This window comes from Pseudoxanthomonas japonensis (assembly GCF_043632995.1).
Classification (GTDB): domain Bacteria; phylum Pseudomonadota; class Gammaproteobacteria; order Xanthomonadales; family Xanthomonadaceae; genus Pseudoxanthomonas_A; species Pseudoxanthomonas_A japonensis.
In genome coordinates, this window is the sequence record NZ_CP171632.1 from 312,757 (window position 1) to 332,322 (window position 19,566).

At 67.8% G+C, this 19,566-nt stretch carries 15 protein-coding genes; 5 read left to right on the plus strand and 10 right to left on the minus strand.

Features of this window, described 5'->3' with window-relative positions; genetic code table 11:
- Nucleotides 1–35: 35 nt before the first annotated feature.
- From ACGHX3_RS01360 to ACGHX3_RS01395, 8 genes are all read right to left on the minus strand, one after another.
- The gene (locus ACGHX3_RS01360; protein ID WP_394696126.1) at nt 36–1,574 is read right to left on the minus strand and encodes a hypothetical protein; all 1,539 of its coding nucleotides are present in this window, start codon (nt 1,572–1,574) and stop codon (nt 36–38) included.
- Nucleotides 1,575–1,773: 199 nt separating this feature from the next.
- Nucleotides 1,774–2,622: a DUF2272 domain-containing protein gene (locus ACGHX3_RS01365; protein ID WP_394696127.1), complete on the minus strand. Its 849-nt coding sequence runs from the start codon at nt 2,620–2,622 to the stop codon at nt 1,774–1,776.
- Nucleotides 2,623–2,674: 52 nt separating this feature from the next.
- Nucleotides 2,675–3,928 carry a hypothetical protein gene (locus ACGHX3_RS01370; protein WP_394696128.1) on the minus strand — a complete coding sequence of 418 codons (1,254 nt, stop codon included), beginning with the start codon at nt 3,926–3,928 and terminating at the stop codon, nt 2,675–2,677.
- A 254-nt stretch (nt 3,929–4,182) separates the two neighbouring features.
- Nucleotides 4,183–5,136, minus strand: a complete 954-nt coding sequence (locus ACGHX3_RS01375; protein ID WP_394696129.1) for an N-acetylglucosamine kinase — start codon at nt 5,134–5,136, stop codon at nt 4,183–4,185.
- Entirely contained in the window at nt 5,133–6,305 is a 1,173-nt protein-coding gene (locus ACGHX3_RS01380; protein WP_394696130.1) for an SIS domain-containing protein, read from the minus strand. The genes ACGHX3_RS01375 and ACGHX3_RS01380 overlap by 4 nt, the downstream gene beginning before the upstream one ends.
- Nucleotides 6,277–7,566, minus strand: coding sequence for a D-tagatose-bisphosphate aldolase, class II, non-catalytic subunit (locus tag ACGHX3_RS01385; RefSeq protein WP_394696131.1), 1,290 nt, complete (start codon nt 7,564–7,566; stop codon nt 6,277–6,279). Before ACGHX3_RS01385 ends, ACGHX3_RS01380 begins: the two co-directional genes overlap by 29 nt.
- A 13-nt stretch (nt 7,567–7,579) precedes the next feature.
- Nucleotides 7,580–8,485 carry a DMT family transporter gene (locus tag ACGHX3_RS01390; protein WP_313928112.1) on the minus strand — a complete coding sequence of 302 codons (906 nt, stop codon included), beginning with the start codon at nt 8,483–8,485 and terminating at the stop codon, nt 7,580–7,582.
- Entirely contained in the window at nt 8,482–10,566 is a 2,085-nt protein-coding gene (locus ACGHX3_RS01395; RefSeq protein WP_394696132.1) for a glycoside hydrolase family 36 protein, read from the minus strand. The genes ACGHX3_RS01390 and ACGHX3_RS01395 overlap by 4 nt, the downstream gene beginning before the upstream one ends.
- Before the next feature lie 201 nt (nt 10,567–10,767).
- Here ACGHX3_RS01395 and ACGHX3_RS01400 point away from each other — a divergent pair, with 201 nt between their 5' ends.
- A complete protein-coding gene (locus ACGHX3_RS01400; protein WP_394696133.1) occupies nt 10,768–11,772 on the plus strand; it encodes an amidohydrolase family protein in 1,005 nt (334 codons plus the stop codon).
- Here ACGHX3_RS01400 and agaR read toward each other — a convergent pair.
- Nucleotides 11,769–12,557: a transcriptional repressor AgaR gene (agaR, locus tag ACGHX3_RS01405; RefSeq protein ID WP_213604795.1), complete on the minus strand. Its 789-nt coding sequence runs from the start codon at nt 12,555–12,557 to the stop codon at nt 11,769–11,771. The genes ACGHX3_RS01400 and agaR overlap by 4 nt on opposite strands.
- 130 nt (nt 12,558–12,687) lie before the next feature.
- Here agaR and ACGHX3_RS01410 point away from each other — a divergent pair, with 130 nt between their 5' ends.
- A complete protein-coding gene (locus ACGHX3_RS01410; RefSeq protein WP_394696134.1) occupies nt 12,688–15,564 on the plus strand; it encodes a TonB-dependent receptor in 2,877 nt (958 codons plus the stop codon).
- A gap of 96 nt (nt 15,565–15,660) precedes the next feature.
- Here the strand turns inward: ACGHX3_RS01410 and ACGHX3_RS01415 are convergent, their stop codons facing one another.
- Nucleotides 15,661–16,551: a pseudouridine synthase gene (locus tag ACGHX3_RS01415; protein WP_394696135.1), complete on the minus strand. Its 891-nt coding sequence runs from the start codon at nt 16,549–16,551 to the stop codon at nt 15,661–15,663.
- Between the two features lie 211 nt (nt 16,552–16,762).
- Between ACGHX3_RS01415 and frmR the strand changes: the two genes are divergently transcribed.
- From frmR to fghA, 3 genes are all read left to right on the plus strand, one after another.
- On the plus strand, nt 16,763–17,038 hold the full coding sequence (gene frmR / locus ACGHX3_RS01420; RefSeq protein WP_162335914.1) for a formaldehyde-responsive transcriptional repressor FrmR: 276 nt from the start codon (nt 16,763–16,765) through the stop codon (nt 17,036–17,038).
- 100 nt (nt 17,039–17,138) lie between these two features.
- The gene (locus ACGHX3_RS01425; RefSeq protein ID WP_394696136.1) at nt 17,139–18,248 is read left to right on the plus strand and encodes an S-(hydroxymethyl)glutathione dehydrogenase/class III alcohol dehydrogenase; all 1,110 of its coding nucleotides are present in this window, start codon (nt 17,139–17,141) and stop codon (nt 18,246–18,248) included.
- 180 nt (nt 18,249–18,428) lie between these two features.
- A complete protein-coding gene (fghA, locus tag ACGHX3_RS01430; RefSeq protein WP_394696137.1) occupies nt 18,429–19,265 on the plus strand; it encodes an S-formylglutathione hydrolase in 837 nt (278 codons plus the stop codon).
- The last annotated feature ends 301 nt before the right edge of the window (nt 19,266–19,566 follow it).

Below are 19,566 nucleotides of genomic sequence, written 5' to 3' on the forward strand. Positions count from 1 at the left end.
CGTCCGCAGATGACATCCGCCTGCGCCTGAAGACGTCACTCCTCGCAGGTGTCGATCCGCGCCATCGTGATGCTGGGGCCCGTGCCGCCACAGGCCTTGGCCCCGGGTCCCATCGCGCAGCCGGTGAGCGTGGTGTGCAGGTAGCCCACCTCTTCTCCCTCTTCCACGGTGTAGGTGCCGCTGAAGCCGGCGCTGATCGCGCCGACCCCGGTTTTCCAGTCCATCTTTCCCGCAGCGTTGCCCGACGGGGTGAAGGTCATGCCGCTGGTGACGCCACCTCCGCAGCCGACGCCCTGGATCGAGAATGGCTTGGACAGGTCGCAGATGTCCTTGCCGCTGACGCCCGAGCAACCCGGGAACACTTTGATGCGGTACGCATGCGTCTCTTTGGTATCGAACTCCAGCGTCGCCCGGCCCACGCCGCGCTTGCTGCGGGCCTCGAACGTGATGGTCGCTGCTTCATCTTTCTGCGCCGGACCCATGTAGGCGTACTTCGCATCGGCCGGCACCTTGCCGCCGGATGGCTGCAGGCTGGCGCCGCCGCTCAGCGTGGCGGTCACGGTGCCGCCCGCCGGTGCGCCGTCGGACTTCGCGCGCGGCGCGGCCTCCACTTCGTAGTGGGTGGAGGGCTTGGCGCCTTTGCGCTTGGCGGGGGTGCTGGTGGGTTTCAGCTCCACGCACCGGCCACTTTCCCAGGGCCCCTGCTTGCCTGAGCCGCGCAGCATCATCTCGGCGAACAGGGTCTGGATCAGCTGCGCGCCATGCATCAGTTGCTGCGTGCGCTGCACTTCGTCGGGCCGGAAGATGCTGAAACCCTGTTCCCCCCGGTTCTCGAAGGTCTCGCGACCACCGCGCGACCAGCCGGCACTGATGTCGACGTGCTGCGACGCATAGTTCTCATAGCCGCCCATCTTCAGGTCCATGCGCGAAGACGATCCGTCGGGACCCTGCATCAGCTGGGCGTCGTCGTCCAGCCAGCGTTCGTAAACGAAGCGCGAGTGCACGTACCCACCGGTGCCCTCCTTGCCGGTGACGCGCACAGACGAGTCGATGTCCGACACCACGGTGATCTTGCCCTGCGCGTCCGGGCAGGCCTCCATCTTCATCTTCATCTTGATCTTGCCGGTCAGGCCGTCGTCGATCTTCCCGTCGTAGGTGTACTCCTGGCTGATGCTGCCGTCCGCCCCGATGGTGACCTGCGCACCACCTTCCTTGCCGCCCAACTGGATGGGTCCTTCCTTCGCCAGCTCGGCCAGTTTGTCGTCGGAGGCACCGGCGACCATGCCGGACAACAGTCCACCCGTCATGAACCCGCCGAAGGTGCCCATGCCCAAGCCCAGGAAGCCGCTGGACATACCCTCGCCGGTGAACGCGGCGGGGATCATTTTCGGGACGTGGGCCTGCGTGCCGCGGGCCTGGCGTTCGTAGTCTTCAGCCAGCGCCTTGAGCGCGGCCACCGCCTGCGCCTCGCCGCCCAGCGCCTCTTCGACGCCGGTGGCCTGCATCAGCCGGTAGTGCAGCCAGTAGTCGAGCGGACGCAACGCCTGCAACGAAGGTTCCGGCCCTTCGGCCATGAACTTGTCGAGCTGCGCCTTCGTCGGCGTTCTGCTCTCGACGGGCGCTGTCGTCGCCTGGCCTCCGTCGCCTTGCGTGCATGACGCGAGCGACAGGAGCAGCCCGGCAAGCGTGGGAAATGCTGACCAGCGAACGGGCTTCGAATGCGTCACGTGCGATTCTCCGGTGAAGTCGGTGTGCTGCGGCCGTCCACTGCGATCAGGGCCGTGCGGCCAGCAGCGACGCCGGCACGTCGGCGGTGAGCTTCAACAGCGCGGCCCAGTCCTGCCGGTTGAGGTTGCAATGGGCGGGCACGTCCGGACTGCACGGCGCATCCCCGGCGCCGCGCGTCGGCAGGTTGGCGAAGCGGCCCATCTCGTCCAGCCGCAGCATCCGCAACGCAACGGTCTGCTGCACGTTGCCGCCGACCAGCCACGCGATGCCGTCCTGCGTGGCCACCACGATGTCGCAATGCATCGGCAGACCGTCGCCGGCATCGAGGATGTCGAGCAGGCCCGGATACCCGAGCGTCCGCGACTGCGCCCTCACGTAGCAGAGCAGGTCACCGGCCGCAGGCGTCGCCTCATCCGGTGCGACCAACCGGTAAGGCGCCGTTGGCGACGCACGGCGTGCCGCACGCACGTAGTCCACATGGCGGGACGAGGCGCTGAAGCCCGGCACGCGTGCCTGCCGCATCACCCACGACACGAACGCGGCCGACCACGGCATATCGACCACGAAGCTGCGGCAGGCCGCGCCCGCATTGCCGCAGCCGCTGCCGAGTCCACTTCCACTCCAGTACGCGGCGACCTTGCGCCACGCCTGCGCGCCATCGGCCAGCGCATCGTTCTCGGCCTCGTACACCGTCTGTCCGCCGGCACGGCCGTCGGCATCGATGAAGGGGCGGAACCAGGCGTGGTTTTCCTGGCAGGCGACCGCCGCGATGCGCGTGGCGATGTCGGTCGACGCCAGTTGCGTGCGCAGCTGCGGACAGGGATCGGCGGCACGCGCGCTTGGCGTGTACCAGAGCGCGGCGAGCACGAACAACAGCAGCGAGACGGGTTTCATCGGGTGTCATCCATGGCAGTGGGGCAGGCACGCGGCCTGCCCGCGACGTGGTTCAGAAGTTCCGCATCAGGCCGCGCAGCAGTTTCTTCGCGCCGCCTTCTTCCTTCTTCTCCGGGTCCCGCTTGCCGTCGCCATCGCCCTCGTCGGCAGGCATGCCGCCCATGTCGCCGAAGTCCATGCCCAGCATCGCCACCGTGGTGGCCTTGGTGCGCACGCGCACGTTCCATTCCGGATCCCACGGCTGCTTCGGGTCCGTGGGCTTCGGTGGCCAGGTGAGGTTGGTCTCGGGACCGTAGGCGATCATGTTGAGCGAGGCGAAGCCGCCCTGCTCACCGCCCTTGGCGGTGGTCTTGAAGATGCCCTGCGGAATCGCGCAGGTCGTCGTGCCAGGCGGCAGCAGCACTTTCTGCTTCAGCCACTTGTCGGTGTACGAGCCGGTCAGGTAGTTCACCAGTTCATGGCCGGCCCCGGGCACTTCGGCGCTGCTCCATACGGTGAAGTTGCGTTCGTCCTGCATCGCGATCGCATTGAGGAAGTAGGCTTTCGCGCGATCCACCGGTTGCCAGCTCAGCCCGATGCTGTCGGTCAGTTCGCCACGCGTCTGCAGTGCGATCTTCGGCAGGAAGTCCGCGTTCTGCCCCAGCTCGAACTGCAGCGAGGCCGGTACGCCATCACCGGTGATGCGGTGCTGGCCGACCATCGACGAGCGTTCGCCGACGCGCTTGTTGTTCTTCAGGTTGGGCCACAGCGCATAGCTGGGATTGACGTCGATGTCGCGGTCGGGAACGAACAACCCGGGCGCGATGGAGCCGTCCTGCTGGAACTGGCCGTTCCTGACCTTCAGCGTCATCACCTTCGGCTGGCCGGGCCGCACGGTGGCGCCGCAGCCCCAGTACTGGCGGATGGTCACTTCGATGTCGTGCATCTCGTGCTCTTTGCGTTCCTCTACGTCCTTGCCGGGCGGAGGCGGCAGCAACGACAGGGATTTGCCGACGCCGAGCCCGGCCGGCACCGCCTGTTCCGCGGGCACGCCCGGCTTGAGGCGGTTGTGCATCGCGATATCGAGGACGTGCCCCTGGGTGGCGGGAATGTTGCGCGACTGCGGATAGCCCTGGGGACCTTTCCCGCCGCCCATCATCTTCCCGGCCAGCCCGCCCAGCATGCCCATGTCGGGCATGCCGGCCATCGAATGGGTGGCGACGTCGATCCACACCTGCGTTTCCGGACCGGCCGGGGGAGCGCTGCTTGCGGGCAGCGCGACGACCAGTGCGGTGGCGAGGGCGAGTGTCAGTGGTGTGCGGCGCATGGCGTGCGGCTCCTGATGTGGGCGATGGGGTGGTATGCGAAGAAACGCATCCCCAGCGGACACGCGCCGGACAGGCGGGGGCGGCCGCGTCCAGCCACCCCATCGCGAGGCGTCGGACGAACGGAGGCGCCATGGTCCTGCGGGACTTGCCGGGGCCCCAGGCAGCCCGTGCCGGCCGCGCACGCAGGCATCGCCGCCCTGCCATCACGGCGATGGCGGGGTGAGGCGTGGGTGACGAGGGGCGGCGGCGGCCGTCAGGCTGCGGCGGCGTGCCGGTGCGCGAGCAGGCGGGCGTAGAGCGCGGCGCCGTAGTGGGGCTCGTGCAGCGGCGTGCGCAGTTCGAACTGCGACGACGCGGCGTGCAGCGCGGCGGTGAAGGGCTGCATCAGCAGATCGCCGGCACTGAAGGCGCCACCGGAGTACGACACGGCGACGGTTTCGTCGTCGTCGAAGGCGAGGCGGTCGCGGATGGCGACGACGATGCCGGCAAGCTCGTCGCCGGCACGGGTGTAGATCGTGGCGGCGGCGGCGTCGCCCTGCCGGGCCGCCTCGGCCACGATGCGGGACAGCTGCGCGATCTCGGCGCGCGAGCCGACGCCGGGGCCGTAGATGCGCGCGCACAGGTCCAGGTCGGTGGCCAGCGCGAGGCGTTCGTTGACCAGCGCATGCAGCGGGCCTTTCGGCAGGCGTCCGTCGCTCATCCTCGAATAGGCGTTGAGGCCCTGCACCGCGATCCAATAGGCCGAGCCTTCATCCGAGAAGGCTTCGCCCCAGCCGCCGCCGCGCGCATCCACGCCCTGACGCTGGCCGTAGCCGATCGAGCCCGTGCCGGCGACGATGTTGATGCCGTCGCCGCAGGCCAGCGAGCCGGCCCAGCCGCACACCATGTCGTTGTCGCAGCGGTAGCGGTCGTGGCCGAGCGCCTGCGCCGGGATCGCATCCAGGCGCGCGGTGGCCTGCGTATCCTCGCCGTATGCGGGCAGCCCGAAGAAGGCGTACGCGACGGCGTGCGTGTCCTGCTCGCCGGCCTGCGCCAGCACGGTGGCGATGCCGTCGGCCAGGATCCTGCCGACGCCGTCCAGGCCGACTTCCGGGTGGTACGTCGTGCCGGTCTGCGCTTCGCCCACCAGCACCCCTTCGTCGTCCATCAACGCGAACCGCGTCTTGGTGCCGCCGCCGTCGACGCCGAGGTAGAGGCCTCGTGTCATGGCACGGAATGCAGGCGCACGCCCTGCACGACACGGTTTACCGTGCCCTGCTTGTTCGGATTGTCGGGAGACAGTCCGAGCGCACGCGATACGTGGAAGGCGAACATCTGGGCGACGGCCACGTAGGGCCACAGCAGGTCGACGTCGGCGGCATCGGCGAGCAGCGGCACGGCCATGGTGTCGGCCGCGGCGTCGGCGCGCGGCTGCGCGCTGACCTCGATGACGCGGCCGGCGACGCGGTCGCCGCGCAGTTCATCGATCAGGTCGTGGTCGTACTGGCGCGTCAGCGGATCGTTGGAGACGAAGACGACAACCAGCGTGCGTGCCTGCAGGAACGTCTTGGGGCCGTGGCGGAAGCCGAGGGGCGAGTCGTAGCAGGTCGCGATGGCGCCGTTGCTGAGCTCACCCAGCTTGAGTGCCGCTTCGCGCGCCAGGCCCTGCATCACCCCGCTGCCGAGATAGACGACCCGCTCGTAGCCGGCGAGCGCCAGCGCCTGCGTGGTCGGACAGGCACGGTCGATGACCTGCGCGGTCGCGCGGCTGATGGGCTGGATGCGCGGCGCCAGCTGCGTCGTACCGACGAGCGCGGCGAGCGTGGCGTACATCATGCAGCTGAAGCTGGAGGTCATGGCGAAGCTGGCGTCGTGCGTTTCCTCGGGCAGCTGCAGGGTCAGCAGCTGGCGTGCGGGGGCACGACCGAGTGCGCCTTCGGGATTGCAGGTGACCACGAGGTGGCGCACGTCGCGGACGATGGACTCGACCAGCGCGACGGTCGCCAGGCTCTCGGGACTGTTGCCCGAGCGGCCGAACGACACCAGCAGCAGCGGCTGCGCCGGATCGAGGTAGAGGTGCGGGGCGCTGACGATGTCGGTGGTCGGCACCGCATCGACGCGCGCCGGCAGGTGGCGGTCGAGCAGCGGCGCCAGGCACTGCCCGATGTACGCGGACGTGCCCGCGCCGGTCAGGATCACCCGCGCACGCGGATCCTGCGCGACGGGACCGACGAACGCGTCGATCTGCGCCTGCAGGCCGGCGAGCAGCGCGTGCGTGCGTTCCAGCATCGCAGGCTGCTGCTCGATCTCGCGCGCGGTCCACAGCGCGCCGCCGGCGAGCAGGTCGGATTCGGGAACGCCGAGGTGGTCAGGGGTGTTCATGGGGATGGCAGGCATGATGGTAGTCGTCCAGGACGGCACTGATGTGCGCCACGGCCAGCGACTGCGGATCGAGCGTCGCGCGGCCGTGGCGGAGGGCATGCAATGCATGGGGGAGGTGTTGGCTGACCAGCGGCAGCGGCGGCGGTTGGTCGCGCAGGTTGGCGAACAGGCGCGCACGCGCGTCTTCGATCACCGGGTCGGGCCAGTAGTAGCGGATGCGGTCGCTGAGGCTGTACTGCAGATCGACCGTCAACGCGTCGCCATCCGCGTGGTAGTACCGCTGCCAGTGCTTCGGCTGCTCGCGCATGCGTTGCAACGCAACGTCGCGCAGATTGGCGCGCTTGCCCGGCACAATCCAGTCGCGTTCGATGGCGTCGAGCGCCCACAGCGCTTCGCGCAGCGCGAAGGTCAGGCCGGGGCCGACCTTGAGGATGGCGAAGTGGTCGCGCACCAGCGCCTGCAATGCCTCGCGGGTCTGGTAGTCGGTGGAATGCGCTTCGTAGACCATGCCCGGCAGCGGCACGATGGCCTCGCTCAGGGCCTTCGCCTTCGCCGGCACGTAGTCGATGACCTCATGGTGGTCGAACTCGACACCCGGCTGCACGACGGAGGCGATGACGCGTTCCCATGCACGCTCGAGGCCGGCGGCATGGAAGGCTTCGCGATGCGCCTCGATGGTCGCGCGCGCCGCGGCCGGTGTTGTGGTCTCCAGGCCTTCGATGGCTTCGGTGGCGCCGCCGGGCACCGGCACTTCGGTGCCGATCACATAGACCGGCGCTTCGCCGCCGGCGACCGCATGCGCGTCTTCGGCGGCGCGGCACAAGCGCATGGCGCGACGGACGATTTCGCTTTCCGGCAGCGGCGAGGGATCGCCTTCGCACGCCATCGAACAGTCGAGGTGGATCTTGCGGAAGCCGGCCGCGACATACGCCGCGACCATCACTTCGGCCTTGTCCATCGCCGCGTCCGCGTCGAGCGCGGTCCACGGATTCGGACCCAGGTGGTCGCCGCCAAGGGCGATGCGCGCGGTATCGAAGCCGACCTGTCCGGCGATGCCGTGCACGAACGCGACGAAATCCGCCGGCGTCATCCCGGTATAACCGCCGTCCTGGTTGACCTGGTTGCAGGTCGCTTCGAACAGCACCAGTGGCGATGCGTTCTCCGCTGCATGGCGCAACGTCGCCTCGATGACGATCGGATGCGCGGAGCACACCGAGGTCACGCCAACGGCGTGGCCTTGCTTGTGGCGCGCGATGAGGTCGAGCAGGGCGTGCATGCGGTCGTTCCGGTCAGGCGTCGTGCGGGGCGGGGCGTTCGGGTTCCAGTACCAGCAGCAGCGAGGCGATCAGGGCCAGCACCAGGCCGACCATCTTCAGCGGGCCGGGCACCACGCTGGCGAACACCAGCGACAGCACCGCGGTCACCAGCGGTGCGCCGGCATTGGTCAGCGGTGCGACCACGATGGCCTTGCCGTAGCGGAAGGCGTAGACCAGCATCAGCGCGCCGACCGCGTTCAGCACCTGGATCGCGGCGGTCATCCACGGACCGTCCAGGCCGGTGTTGATCGGCTGGCGCCAGTCGGTCATCGCCCACGCCACCGGCGCCAGCAGCAGTGCGCCGACCATCATGTAGAAGAAGATGCTTTCGGCGCTGACCGTGTGGTTGGCCAGCTTCATGAAATAGGCCTGGATGCCCCACGCCGCCATGATGATCAGCGCCAGCGCGAACCAGCCCAGGCCCTGGGTACCGCCGCCGAACGACAGGTCGAGCAGCGGCAGCGCGACCAGCGCCAGCACGATGCCCAGCGCACCCATCCAGCCGGTGCGCTCGCGCAGCAGCGCGAACGACAGCACGATGGTGATGACCGGCGACAGCGAGATGATCGGGAAGATGAAGTACGCCGGCCCGATCGTCAGCGCCTTGAACAGCAGCATCTGCCCGCCCGCACCGAGCAGGCCGATCGCCAGGCCATAGGCGACGGCGCGCGGCGAGCGGTCGAGTTGCCAGCCGGTGCGCCACAGGATGAACAGCGCAGGCGGCACCATCGTCAGCGCCCATACGCAGTACACCAGCGTGTCGGGAAAGCCGCGCTGCGCCGACAGGCCCGCCAGTGCGCCCCACACGCCCCACAGCGCGACGGTGGTCAGCGCATAGGCCAGCCAGCGGCGACGCGGCGCCACGTCGACGGCGCTCATGCGGCCGCCTCCGGCGTGGCCTGCAGCAGCAGGAAGCGGGTGAAGCCGGCGCGCAGCGTGTTCGCCTTCGCATCGACGCTGCCGAGGTCGGTGTCGTTGAACAGGTCGCGCACGCGGTAGCGGCCTTCACCGAGTCCGCGCAGTTCCAGCGTGCCGTTCCAGTCCTTCGCGTAGAACGCGTAGTACATCGCTCCGTCCTTGGCGATGGCGTGCGTCTCGGGCGCGTCGAAGCCGATGTCGTACAGCTCGCCGCGGTAGTCGCCCAGCGGCAGCATGTGGTCGCGGTACAGCGCGACCCACTTCTTCCACAGTGCTTCCTTCTCCGGCGTCAGGACGTAGCCGCCTTCGGGCAGCGGTGCGGTCGGGTTCTCGGTATCGCGCGGCCAGGTGAACTTGGACGAGATCACCGCGCCGATGCCGACGCTGGAGGCGAAATCGTCGCGGCCGTCGGCCAGTTCCACGTGGTCGCCGGCATAGCTGCTGCCGCGGCCCATCAGGGCCTTGACGCTCTTGCCCTTGCTGCGCACCTGCCACGACGACAGCGGATCCGACGACGGGAACTGGTCGGTCGCCGGCAGGTTGTGGAAGGCGAACGCGGTACCGCACGGGCAAAGTTCGACCACCGCATCCGGATTGGCATCGTGCGCGGCCTTGTAGATCGCGTTCCAGAAGTCGGGCAGTTTCTCGCAGGAGTCGGTCGGACTGGCGTGCTTGTGGGCGGGGTTGTAGCAGGGAGCGACCGCGTTGAGGTGCTGGCCGTCCAGCTTGATGCCCTCGAAGCCCCAGTCGCCGATGGCCTTCTTCACCAGCGCCACGTAGTAGTCGATGGTCGGCTGGTAGGCGGGGCACTGGGTCAGCGCGTTCCACCAGCTGACCTTCTGGAAGGAGCCGTATTCGTCCAGCAGCAGCATGTCGCTGTGCTTGTAGAGGATCTCGCTGCCGGGATCGGCGGCCAGCGGCGCCAGCCACAGGCGCGGGCGCAGGCCCTGGGCGCGCACGGCCTTCACGAAGTCGCGCATGTCGGCATCGCCGCGCGGAAACTTCTTCCGGTCGATCTGCCAGTCGCCTTCGTTGGTCTGCCAGCCGTCGTCGAGCACGGCCCACTGGAAGCCGACCTCGCGCACCTTCGGCAGCGTGGCCAGGATCTGCGCGACGGTGAAGTCGCGCTCGTAGCCCCACGCGCACCAGGTGGGCTCGAACGCGGACGCCGGCGCCTGCGGCGCGGCGATGCCTTCGGCCTTCATGAAGTCGCGGTAGAGGGCGAGCGGGGCGAAGTGATCGCCGGTGTGCGCGCACAGGAACGTGCGTTCGGTGGCCAGCGCCTGGCCGGGCGCGAGGGTGATGGCCTGCACGCCTTCCACGGCGATGCGCGCGCCCTTGCCGGTCTTGCGCACGGGCAGGTCGAGCGTGCGCGGCACCGGCTCGACATGACCGACGGCCAGGCCGACGTCGCGCCGCCAGACGTTGGCGACCGGCGTGCCGCCGCCGTAGTCCGACGCGTCCATGCCCAGCGTGTTGCGCTGGTCGAAGTTGTCGCCCAGCGGCTGCACCCAGTCGCGGCGGTCTTCGTGCGTGGTGCCGGAGAAGCTCCAGAAGCCGCCCGGCGCATTCGCCAGTTCATGTGCCGCCGACCGCCAGCCGGCCACGTCGACCGGTTGCGTGCCGGTGTTGCGGTAGCGCACCTGCATCAGGGCCAGGCCCGGGGACTGTTCGAAGAAAGTCACCGCGACCTGCTTCTCGATGCCCTGCTTCGACACGCCGGTGAAGACGTGGCGCAGGCCGGCGCCATGGCGTGCATCGGTCACCGGCTGGCGCTCCTCGCCATCGAACGCAAAGGCATCGATGGCGCTGCCGTCCTTCAGCAGCAACACTTCACTGGCCTCGAACGGCGTCAGCGTCTTGCCCTTGTAGGCGACACGGGTGCGCAGTGCGCGGTCGAACGTCAGCGACAGCAGGGCATCCTGGGCCGTCATGGCGGCGCTGCCGGCGGCCAGGGCACGGCCCGGCGTCCAGGGCAGGGCGGCCAGGGCGGCGCTGCCGACGGCAAGCTTCAAGACGGTGCGGCGACCAATGGGTGGCATGGGCGGCATTCCGGTTGAGGTGCGACCGATTGTGCGCGAGGCCGGACGGTTGATGCAACACTTTTGTTGCGATATGTTTCGTTTCAGGTTTCGTTACATCACAGGTGGCGTATGCGCAAAGTATGGCAGGGGGTGGTCCTGGCGGTCGTGCTGGGCGGGTCCGCAAGCGGCCCGGTACAGGCGGCTTCGGTTTCCTACGGCATGGACGATTTCGCACGCGTTCCCAAGTTCGACGCGCATGTGCACGCGAACGTCGACGACCCGGCTTTCCTCGAGCAGGCGCGCCAGGACGGGTTCGAACTGATGTCGATCAACGTCGACTACCCCGATTTCCCCAGCATCGCCGACCAGCATGCGGCGGCGACGGCACTGGCCAAGGCCGATCCCGCGCGGCTGCACTGGGCGGCGACGTTCTCGATGGACGGCTTCGGGCAGCCCGGCTGGGCAGACCGCGTCAACGCCGGCCTGGCCCAGGCGAAATCCGAGGGTGCGCGCGCGGTGAAGATCTGGAAGAACGTCGGCATGATCGAGAAGGACGCCGACGGCCGCCTGATCATGCTCGACCATCCCGGGCTGTCGCCGGTCGCGGAACAGGTGCGCGCGCTGGATCTGGTGCTGATCGGCCACCAGGGCGAGCCGCACAACTGCTGGCTGCCGCTGGAGCAGATGACGACGGACAACGACCGCGAGTACTTCCGCAACCATCCGCAGTACCACATGTACCTGCATCCGGATCAGCCCAGCTACGACGACCAGATCGCCACCCGCGACCGCTTCGTCGCGGCGCATCCGGGCCTGCGCTTCGTCGGCGCGCACATGGGCAGCCTGGAGTACGACGTCGATCGGCTGGGGGCGTTCCTCGATCGTTTTCCGGACGCGAGTGTCGATCTGGCGGCGCGCATGAGCCAGGTGCAGTACCAGTCGCTGCGGGACCGCGGGAAGGTGCGCGCGTTCTTCATCCGCTACCAGGATCGCCTGCTGTACGGCACCGACCTGACCGTCAATCCCGACAGCGATCCGTCCGAGTTCCGCCGTTCCGCACATGACGTCTGGACCGCGGACTGGCGCTATCTGGCGACGGCGGAAAGCCAGCGCGTGGACACGCTCGATGCCGACGTGCCCGGGCTGGCGCTGCCGCGCGAGGTCATCGACAAGGTGTACTACCGCAATGCGGTGCGCGTGTTCGGCACTGCCGCGCGCGATTAGGCGAGGATGAGATCGAGGCCGAGCTGTTCGGCCGCCTGGACGATGTCGTTCGGCGCGCCGCGGTCGGTGATCAGCACGTCGAGATCGCCGACCGGCACGATGCGGTGCAGGCAGATCTTGCCGAACTTGGAACTGTCGGTGATCGCGACCACCACGCGCGCCGCTTCCACCATCTTGCGGTTGAGCATGGCTTCCGGTTCGTAGTGCGTGGTGATGCCGCGCTCCAGGTCCAGGCCATCCACGCCGAGGAACAGCATGTCCACGTGCAGCGCGTCCAGCGCCTCGACGGTCAGGCCGCCATAGAAGGCCATGTTCTTGCGGCGCAGTTCGCCGCCCAGCATGACGATGTTGATGTTGTTCTTGGGCGCCAGCGCGCCGAGAACGCCGAAGTCGTTGGTGACCACGGTCACGTCGATGTTCGGCAGCGACTCGGCCAACTGGATGGCGGTGGTGCCGGAGTCGATGGCGATGGTGTCGCCCGCCTTCACCAGGGCGGCGGCACGCTGGCCGATGCGACGCTTCTCGTCCAGGTGGGAGGTGCGCTTGGCTTCGTAGTGGGGCTCGCTGCTGGGCGTCGTGCCGGTGCCGACCACGCTGCTGTCGATCGCGCCGCCGTAGGCCCGGGCCATCACGCCGCGCTCGGCCAGGTAGCGCAGGTCCTTGCGCACGGTCTGCATGCTCACCCCGAACCGGCGGGCGAGCGTGGCCACCTGGACGCTGCCGTGCTGGCGCACGAGCTCGCTGATCTGCAGGCGGCGTTGGCTGGTATCACGGGTGACGGACATGGGACCTCCTTGTAGCGCGATCAGTATGGATTATTTCGTTACATTTCGCTATTGATACAAAACGAAACATGTTATAGGCTCGGTTTCGTTTGGTTGCGTAACATAACTGCCACCTTCTGAGGAGAGACCCATGAAGACCGCGCGGCTGCACCGGAACTTGCTCTTTTGTAGTGTGGCCCTGGCTCTGAGCGTGCCGGTCGGCGCGTTGGCCCAGCAGGCGGAGGCCGCGAGCGCGGACCCGGCGCCGGCAGGGCAGGAGAGCCAGGGCGATCCCGCGACCCTGGATACCGTGGTCGTCACCGGCGTGCGCGGCAGCATGGCGCGTGCCATCGAACTGAAGCGCGAGTCCGGCACGGTCCAGGATTCGATCAGCGCGCTGGAACTGGGCAAGTTCCCCGACGACAACGTCGCCGATTCGCTGAGCCATATCACCGGCGTGTCCATCTCGCGCACCGCCGGCGGCGAGGGCCAGAAGGTCAGCGTGCGCGGCCTGGGCCCGGAGTACACGCTCACGACCTTCAATGGCCGCATCCTCGCCACCGACGGCGCGGGCCGCGACTTCGCCTACGACGTGCTGCCGGCCGACGTGATCAGCGGCGCCGACGTCGTCAAGGGCGCGCAGGCCTCCTTGTCCGAGGGCGCGATCGGTGGCCTGATCAACCTGCGTTCGGCCAGCCCATTCGACCAGGACGGCCAGCAGGGCGTGATCCGCCTCGAGGGCGACCGCAACCAGATGTCCGAACTCGACGGGCACAAGTTCTCCGCGACCTACAGCAACCTGTTCGCCGACAACACACTGGGCGTGCTGCTCGGCGTGGTGTACGGCAAGCGCAAGGACCGCACCGACATCGCCGGCAACGACGGCGGCTGGAGTCGCAACGCGGATCCGAACGACGAAAGCTGGCTGTGGGGAAACACCTGGGGCGGCGCCATCGATCCCAACGGCAACGGCGAGCTGGATGAGGACGAGTACGGCCTGATCGCGCCCGGCCAGTTCCGCGTCGGCTCCATCCTGGAAGAGAAGAAGCGCCGCGCGCTGTCGGCGAAGATCGAATGGCGCCCCAGCAACAGCTTCAAGCTGACGCTGGACGGGCTGAAGACGCGCCTGGACTCGCCGCAGGTCGGCTACCAGCAGTCGTACTACCCGCTGTTCGCGCCGGGCCGCTGGTCCGACATGACGATCCAGAACGGCATCGTCACCGGCTTCACGATGGACAATCCGGATCCGGAAATGCGCCTGAATCCGGAACTGCTCAACATGACCGAGCACCGGGTGGTCGACACTGATCTTTACGGCGCCAACGCCGAGTGGAAGGTCAGCGACGACCTGACCCTGACCGGCGACGTCTATCGCTCGACCTCGAAGCGCTACTCCGGTGGCCAGGACACCTACGTGGTCCTGCGCATGAACCAGCCCAACGTCGCCCGCATCGAACTGAGCGGCGGCGCCGTGCCCAACGTCACCGCCCTCTTCGACGACGGCCGCCAGCTGGCGAACGGCCTGGCCAACGGGCAGTTCGGGGGTTCGGACTTCAACACCCACTACATGGAACTGCGCGGCGACAACATCGTCGACGAGATCACCGGTGGCACTCTCGGCGGCGAGTGGTACGTCGGCAAGTTCGCGATGGACGACCTGCATTTCGGTGTCACCGCCACGGATCGCAAGAAGACCCGCGACCTGATCAACAACACGCTCAACGGCGGCGCCGACTACTACTCCGGCGACAACGCGATCAACGTCGGCGCGCTGGGCGGCAACGTGCTGTCGCACTCGTTCACGCTGCCGAACTTCATGCGCGGCGTGAATGCGGACTTCCCGCGCACGTTCCTCGCCTTCGACGTGCCGAACTACCTCAACCAGCTGGCGGCCTACAACGGCAACGCGCGCCCCGGCGGCGGCACCTACGATTTCGCCAATGCGGCGCCGCAGTGGAATCCGCTGGAAAGCTACCGCGTCAGCGAGGACACCAAGGCCGCCTACGTGCAGGCGGACTTCTCCGGCGAGCGCTGGAGCGCCGACGTCGGCGTGCGCTTCGTCAAGACGCGGACCACCGCGGAAGCCTGGGATGCGCCGATCCTCAGCATCACCGAGAACGGCGCGTTCAACTACACCGCCAACTATGCCGAACCCACGGCGATCCGCCAGGACGGCGACTACAGCTACGTGCTGCCGGCCGGCAACTTCACCTGGCGCTTCACCGACGACCTGCAGCTACGCCTCGGCGCGGCCAAGACGATGGCGCGCCCGCCGGTCGACAAGCTGGCACCGACCAACACCACCGCGAGCGTGTCGTGGGGCGAGTTCACCCAGATCTACGGCGGCAACGTCGACCTGAAGCCGTACGAAGCCAAGCAGGGCGACGTGTCGCTGGAGTGGTACTTCAGCGAGAACTCGATCTTCAACGTGGCCGTGTTCTACAAGCGCATCGAGAACCAGCTGACCACCAGCTGGGAGCCTGGCCAGGACATCGGCGTCGGCCCCATCCTGCGACCGGACGGCACGCCGATCGGGACTGAGCCGACCCTTTTCAACGTGATGCGCCCGATCAACGGCGACTACGCCAAGGTCCGCGGCATCGAGGCCGGGCTGCAGCACTTCTGGGAGAACGGCTTCGGCTTCCGTGCGCAGTACACGCGCAACTGGTCGAAGAGCTTCGTCGGCGACCAGGAGCGTCCGCTGGAAGGCATCGCCCCGTCGGTCTATTCGCTGGGACTGATGTACGAGAAGGGTCCGTGGTCGCTGGGCGCCACCGCCGACCGCACCGATGGCTTCGTCACCGCCATCAACGTGCTGGGCGAGGGCTACAACGAGCAGGCCGATGCGATCACCTGGCTGACCGCGCATGTGTCGTACCGCTTCAACGACCGCTTCAGCCTGTCGCTGGAAGGCCGGAACCTGCTCGACGAAGCACAGACCTACAGCATCAACGGCAATCCGCTGCTGTCGCAGGGCTACTACCGGTACGGTCGCGGCGTGAACCTGGGTCTGAGCTACCGGTTCTGATCCTCATCGACGCTGATATCGGAAGGGCCCCGGAAGGGGCCCTTCCTCGTCTGGATCGTCCGCTGTTGCAGGCAAAGGGGTCGGGTGCCACTCCCTCTACGTCCGCAGACGGAAGTCGCTCGAGAAGTTTCGCTCGGTGCCGTCGAGGGGGTCGATGAACCTGAGCGTCCTGGCGAGCAGTTGGAGCGGGGCCGAGTAGTCGCCTGCGGCGCGGTGGCGCGCTGCCGGATAGATCGGGTCGTTGGCGATCGGTGCACCCAGCGCGGCCATGTGCACGCGCAGCTGGTGTTTCCGTCCAGTGACCGGCGTGAGCGCGTAGTGCCAGCGCCGCTCTTGGCGCGCGATGACATCGATCCGTGTCTCGCTGTTCGCCGGTCCGGGCATTTCCTGCATCCGGAAAAACGGTTCGCCAGTGACCACGCGGCTGGCATGCGTGTACGGAAACGCAAGGTCCGGCAACGGCGGTGCGATCGCCTCGTACACCTTTTCGATCCTCCGCTCACGGAACAATGCCTGGTAGCGTGCGCGGCTGTCCGGATTGGTCGAGAACAGCACGAGTCCCGCCGTATCGCGATCGATGCGGTGCAGCGGCGTCAACGCGGGGTTGCCGATACGTCGGACCAGGCGCGCCAGCAGGGTTTCATGGACGTGGGGGCCGGCGGGCGTTACCGGAAGGAAGTGGGGCTTGTCGGCCACCAGCACATGGGCGTCGGCATGCACGACGACCTCGTCGAACGGGATCGTCGGCTCGTGTGCCACTTCGCGGTAGTAATGGATCTCGACGCCGACGCGGTATCCGGTATCCGGCGCCACCGGTGTGCCGGCGTCGTCCAGCACGCGCCCGCGCGCCATCCGCTCGATCCATTGCGCGCGGGGTACGGCGGGAAACCGCGCGCACAGACAGTCCAGCACCGTCGTCCATGCCCCCGGCGGGAGCTGCAAGGTGCTGGCGGCGAGTCCGTCGATGCTGGGCGGGCGTCTGCTCACGGGCGTCAGTGTCTCATCCGTGCGGCCAAGCCACGGGTGCGCCACGCGCGCGACTCCGCCTCCTGACGGGTGCAGGACCCATCATGCGAGCTCTGCGTTGCAGCGCGAGTGCACGGGCGGGCACCGTCGACGATGGCCGATGCGATGCCCCGATTTTGCTTCGGCGGTGCAACGCCAATATACTGCCCCCCACTATCCGGGTCCCGACGGCATGCCGCACTCTCCTGCCGACAAGAAGAAGGCGCTCACGCGCGTGAAACGCATCCGTGGACAGCTGGATGCGCTGGAGCGCGCGCTGGAGGACGGTGCCGATTGCGCGCCGGTGCTGCAGCAGCTCGCCGCGGTGCGCGGTGCGGTCAACGGACTGATGTCCGAGATCCTGGAAAGCCATCTGCGCGAGGAATTCGCGCATCCGGCTTCGACCCCCGAACAGCGCGAGGCCGGCATCGATGCCGCCGTCGCGCTGGTACGGTCCTATCTGAAGTAGGAGCGGGCCATGCCCGCGATGCGTTTCCCGTCCTTGGCCGAGGAGCATCGCGGGCATGGTCCGCTCCTACAAAAATCCCCCCTCTCGCAGGAGACTGACCATGAAATCCCGTGCCGCCGTCGCCTTCGCCGCAGGCGAACCGCTGAAGATCGTCGAGATCGACGTCGCGCCGCCGAAAGCCGGCGAGGTACTGGTGAAGATCACCCATACCGGCGTCTGCCACACCGATGCGTTCACGCTGTCGGGTGACGATCCGGAAGGCCTGTTTCCCGTCGTGCTGGGCCATGAAGGCGCCGGCATCGTGGTCGAGGTCGGCGAAGGCGTCACCAGCGTGAAGCCGGGCGACCACGTGATTCCGCTGTACACCGCCGAGTGCGGCGAGTGCCTGTTCTGCAAGAGCGGCAAGACCAACCTGTGCACGTCGGTGCGCGCCACCCAGGGCAAGGGCGTCATGCCGGACGGCACCTCGCGCTTCTCCTACGAAGGCCAGCCGCTGTACCACTACATGGGCTGCTCGACCTTCAGCGAATACACCGTGGTCGCCGAAGTGTCGCTGGCGAAGATCAATCCCGACGCGAACCCGGAGCACGTCTGCCTGCTCGGCTGCGGCGTCACCACCGGCATCGGTGCCGTGCACAACACCGCCAAGGTGCGGGAAGGCGATTCGGTCGCCGTGTTCGGCCTCGGCGGCATCGGCCTGGCGGTGATCCAGGGCGCGCGCCAGGCCAAGGCCGGCCGCATCATCGCCATCGACACCAATCCGTCCAAATTCGAGATGGCGCAGCAGTTCGGCGCCACCGACTGCGTCAATCCGAAGGACTTCGACAAGCCGATCCAGCAGGTCGTCGTCGAGATGACCGGGTGGGGCGTGGACCATTCGTTCGAATGCATCGGCAACGTCAACGTCATGCGTGCCGCGCTGGAATGCGCGCACCGCGGCTGGGGGCAGAGCGTGATCATCGGTGTCGCCGGTGCAGGGCAGGAGATCAGCACGCGACCGTTCCAACTGGTGACCGGGCGCAAGTGGATGGGCACCGCGTTCGGCGGCGTGAAGGGCCGCTCGCAGCTGCCGGGCATGGTCGAGGACGCGATGAAGGGCGACATCGAACTCGCCCCGTTCGTGACCCACACCATGCCGCTGGACGGCATCAACGAAGCCTTCGACCTGATGCATGAAGGCAAGTCGATCCGCAGCGTGGTGCACTACTGACGCTCGAGCCCCTCTCCCCTCGGGAGAGGGGTTGGGGTGAGGGTCCGGCGACATCCCGATGCCCGGACGCCGCACTTCTTGCAGCGTCCGCTGCTGTTCGCCCCCTCACGCTCCGTCCAACCCTCATCCGGCGCTTCGCGCCACCTTCTCCCGGCGGGAGAAGGGAATACGGGAATCACCATGACACTACAACGCATCGAACACCGCGCCATGCATGGCGGCTGGCAGGACGTCCATGAACACGCATCCAGCAGCCTCGGCTGCACCATGCGGTTCGCCATCTATCTGCCTCCGCAAGCTGAGACACAAAAACTGCCCGTGCTTTACTGGCTCTCCGGCCTGACTTGCACGGAACAGAACTTCATCACCAAGGCCGGCGCGCAGCGCTACGCCGCCGAGCACGGCGTGATCCTGGTTGCCCCGGATACCAGTCCGCGCGGCGATGATGTCGCCGATGCCGACAGCTACGACCTGGGCAAGGGCGCTGGTTTCTACGTCAACGCCACGCAGGCGCCGTGGTCCGCGCACTACCGGATGTACGACTACCTCGTCGACGAACTGCCGGCGCTGATCGAAGCGAACTTCCCCGTGACCGATGCGCGCGGTATCAGCGGACACTCGATGGGCGGGCACGGCGCGCTGACGATCGCGCTGAAAAATCCCGGTCGCTACCGCAGCGTCTCGGCGTTCTCGCCGATCGTGGCGCCATCGCAGGTGCCGTGGGGCGAGAAGGCGTTCGGTGCGTATCTCGGCGAAGACCGCGCCGCGTGGAAGGCGTACGACACCGTCGCGCTGATCGCGGACGCACAGGAACGCCTGCCGCTGCTGGTCGACCAGGGCGATGCGGACGAGTTCCTGAACACCCAGCTGAAGCCGACGCTGTTGCAGGCTGCAGCCGACGCTGCAGGCCATCCGCTGACGCTGCGCCTGCAGCCCGGCTACGACCACAGCTACTACTTCATCGCCAGTTTCATCGGTGAACACATCGCGCATCACGCGAAAGCATTGACCACGTAGGGCGGGCTCAAGCCCGCCGCCCTGGTCGTCGGTGTGTGCGGGATGGCGATGGTGGGCCGAGGCCCACCCTACGGAAGCGGGTGGCGAGTACATCGCGCATCACGCAAGGCATTGACCGCGTAGGGCGGGCTCAAGCCCGCCGTCCTGGTCGTCGGTGTATGCGGGATGGCGATGGTGGGCCGAGGCCCACCCTACGGAAAAGCGGGTGGCGAGTACATCGCGAATCACGCGAAGGCATTGAGCGCGTAGGGTGGGCTCAAACCCGCCGTCCTGGTCGTCGGTGTATGCGGGATGGCGATGG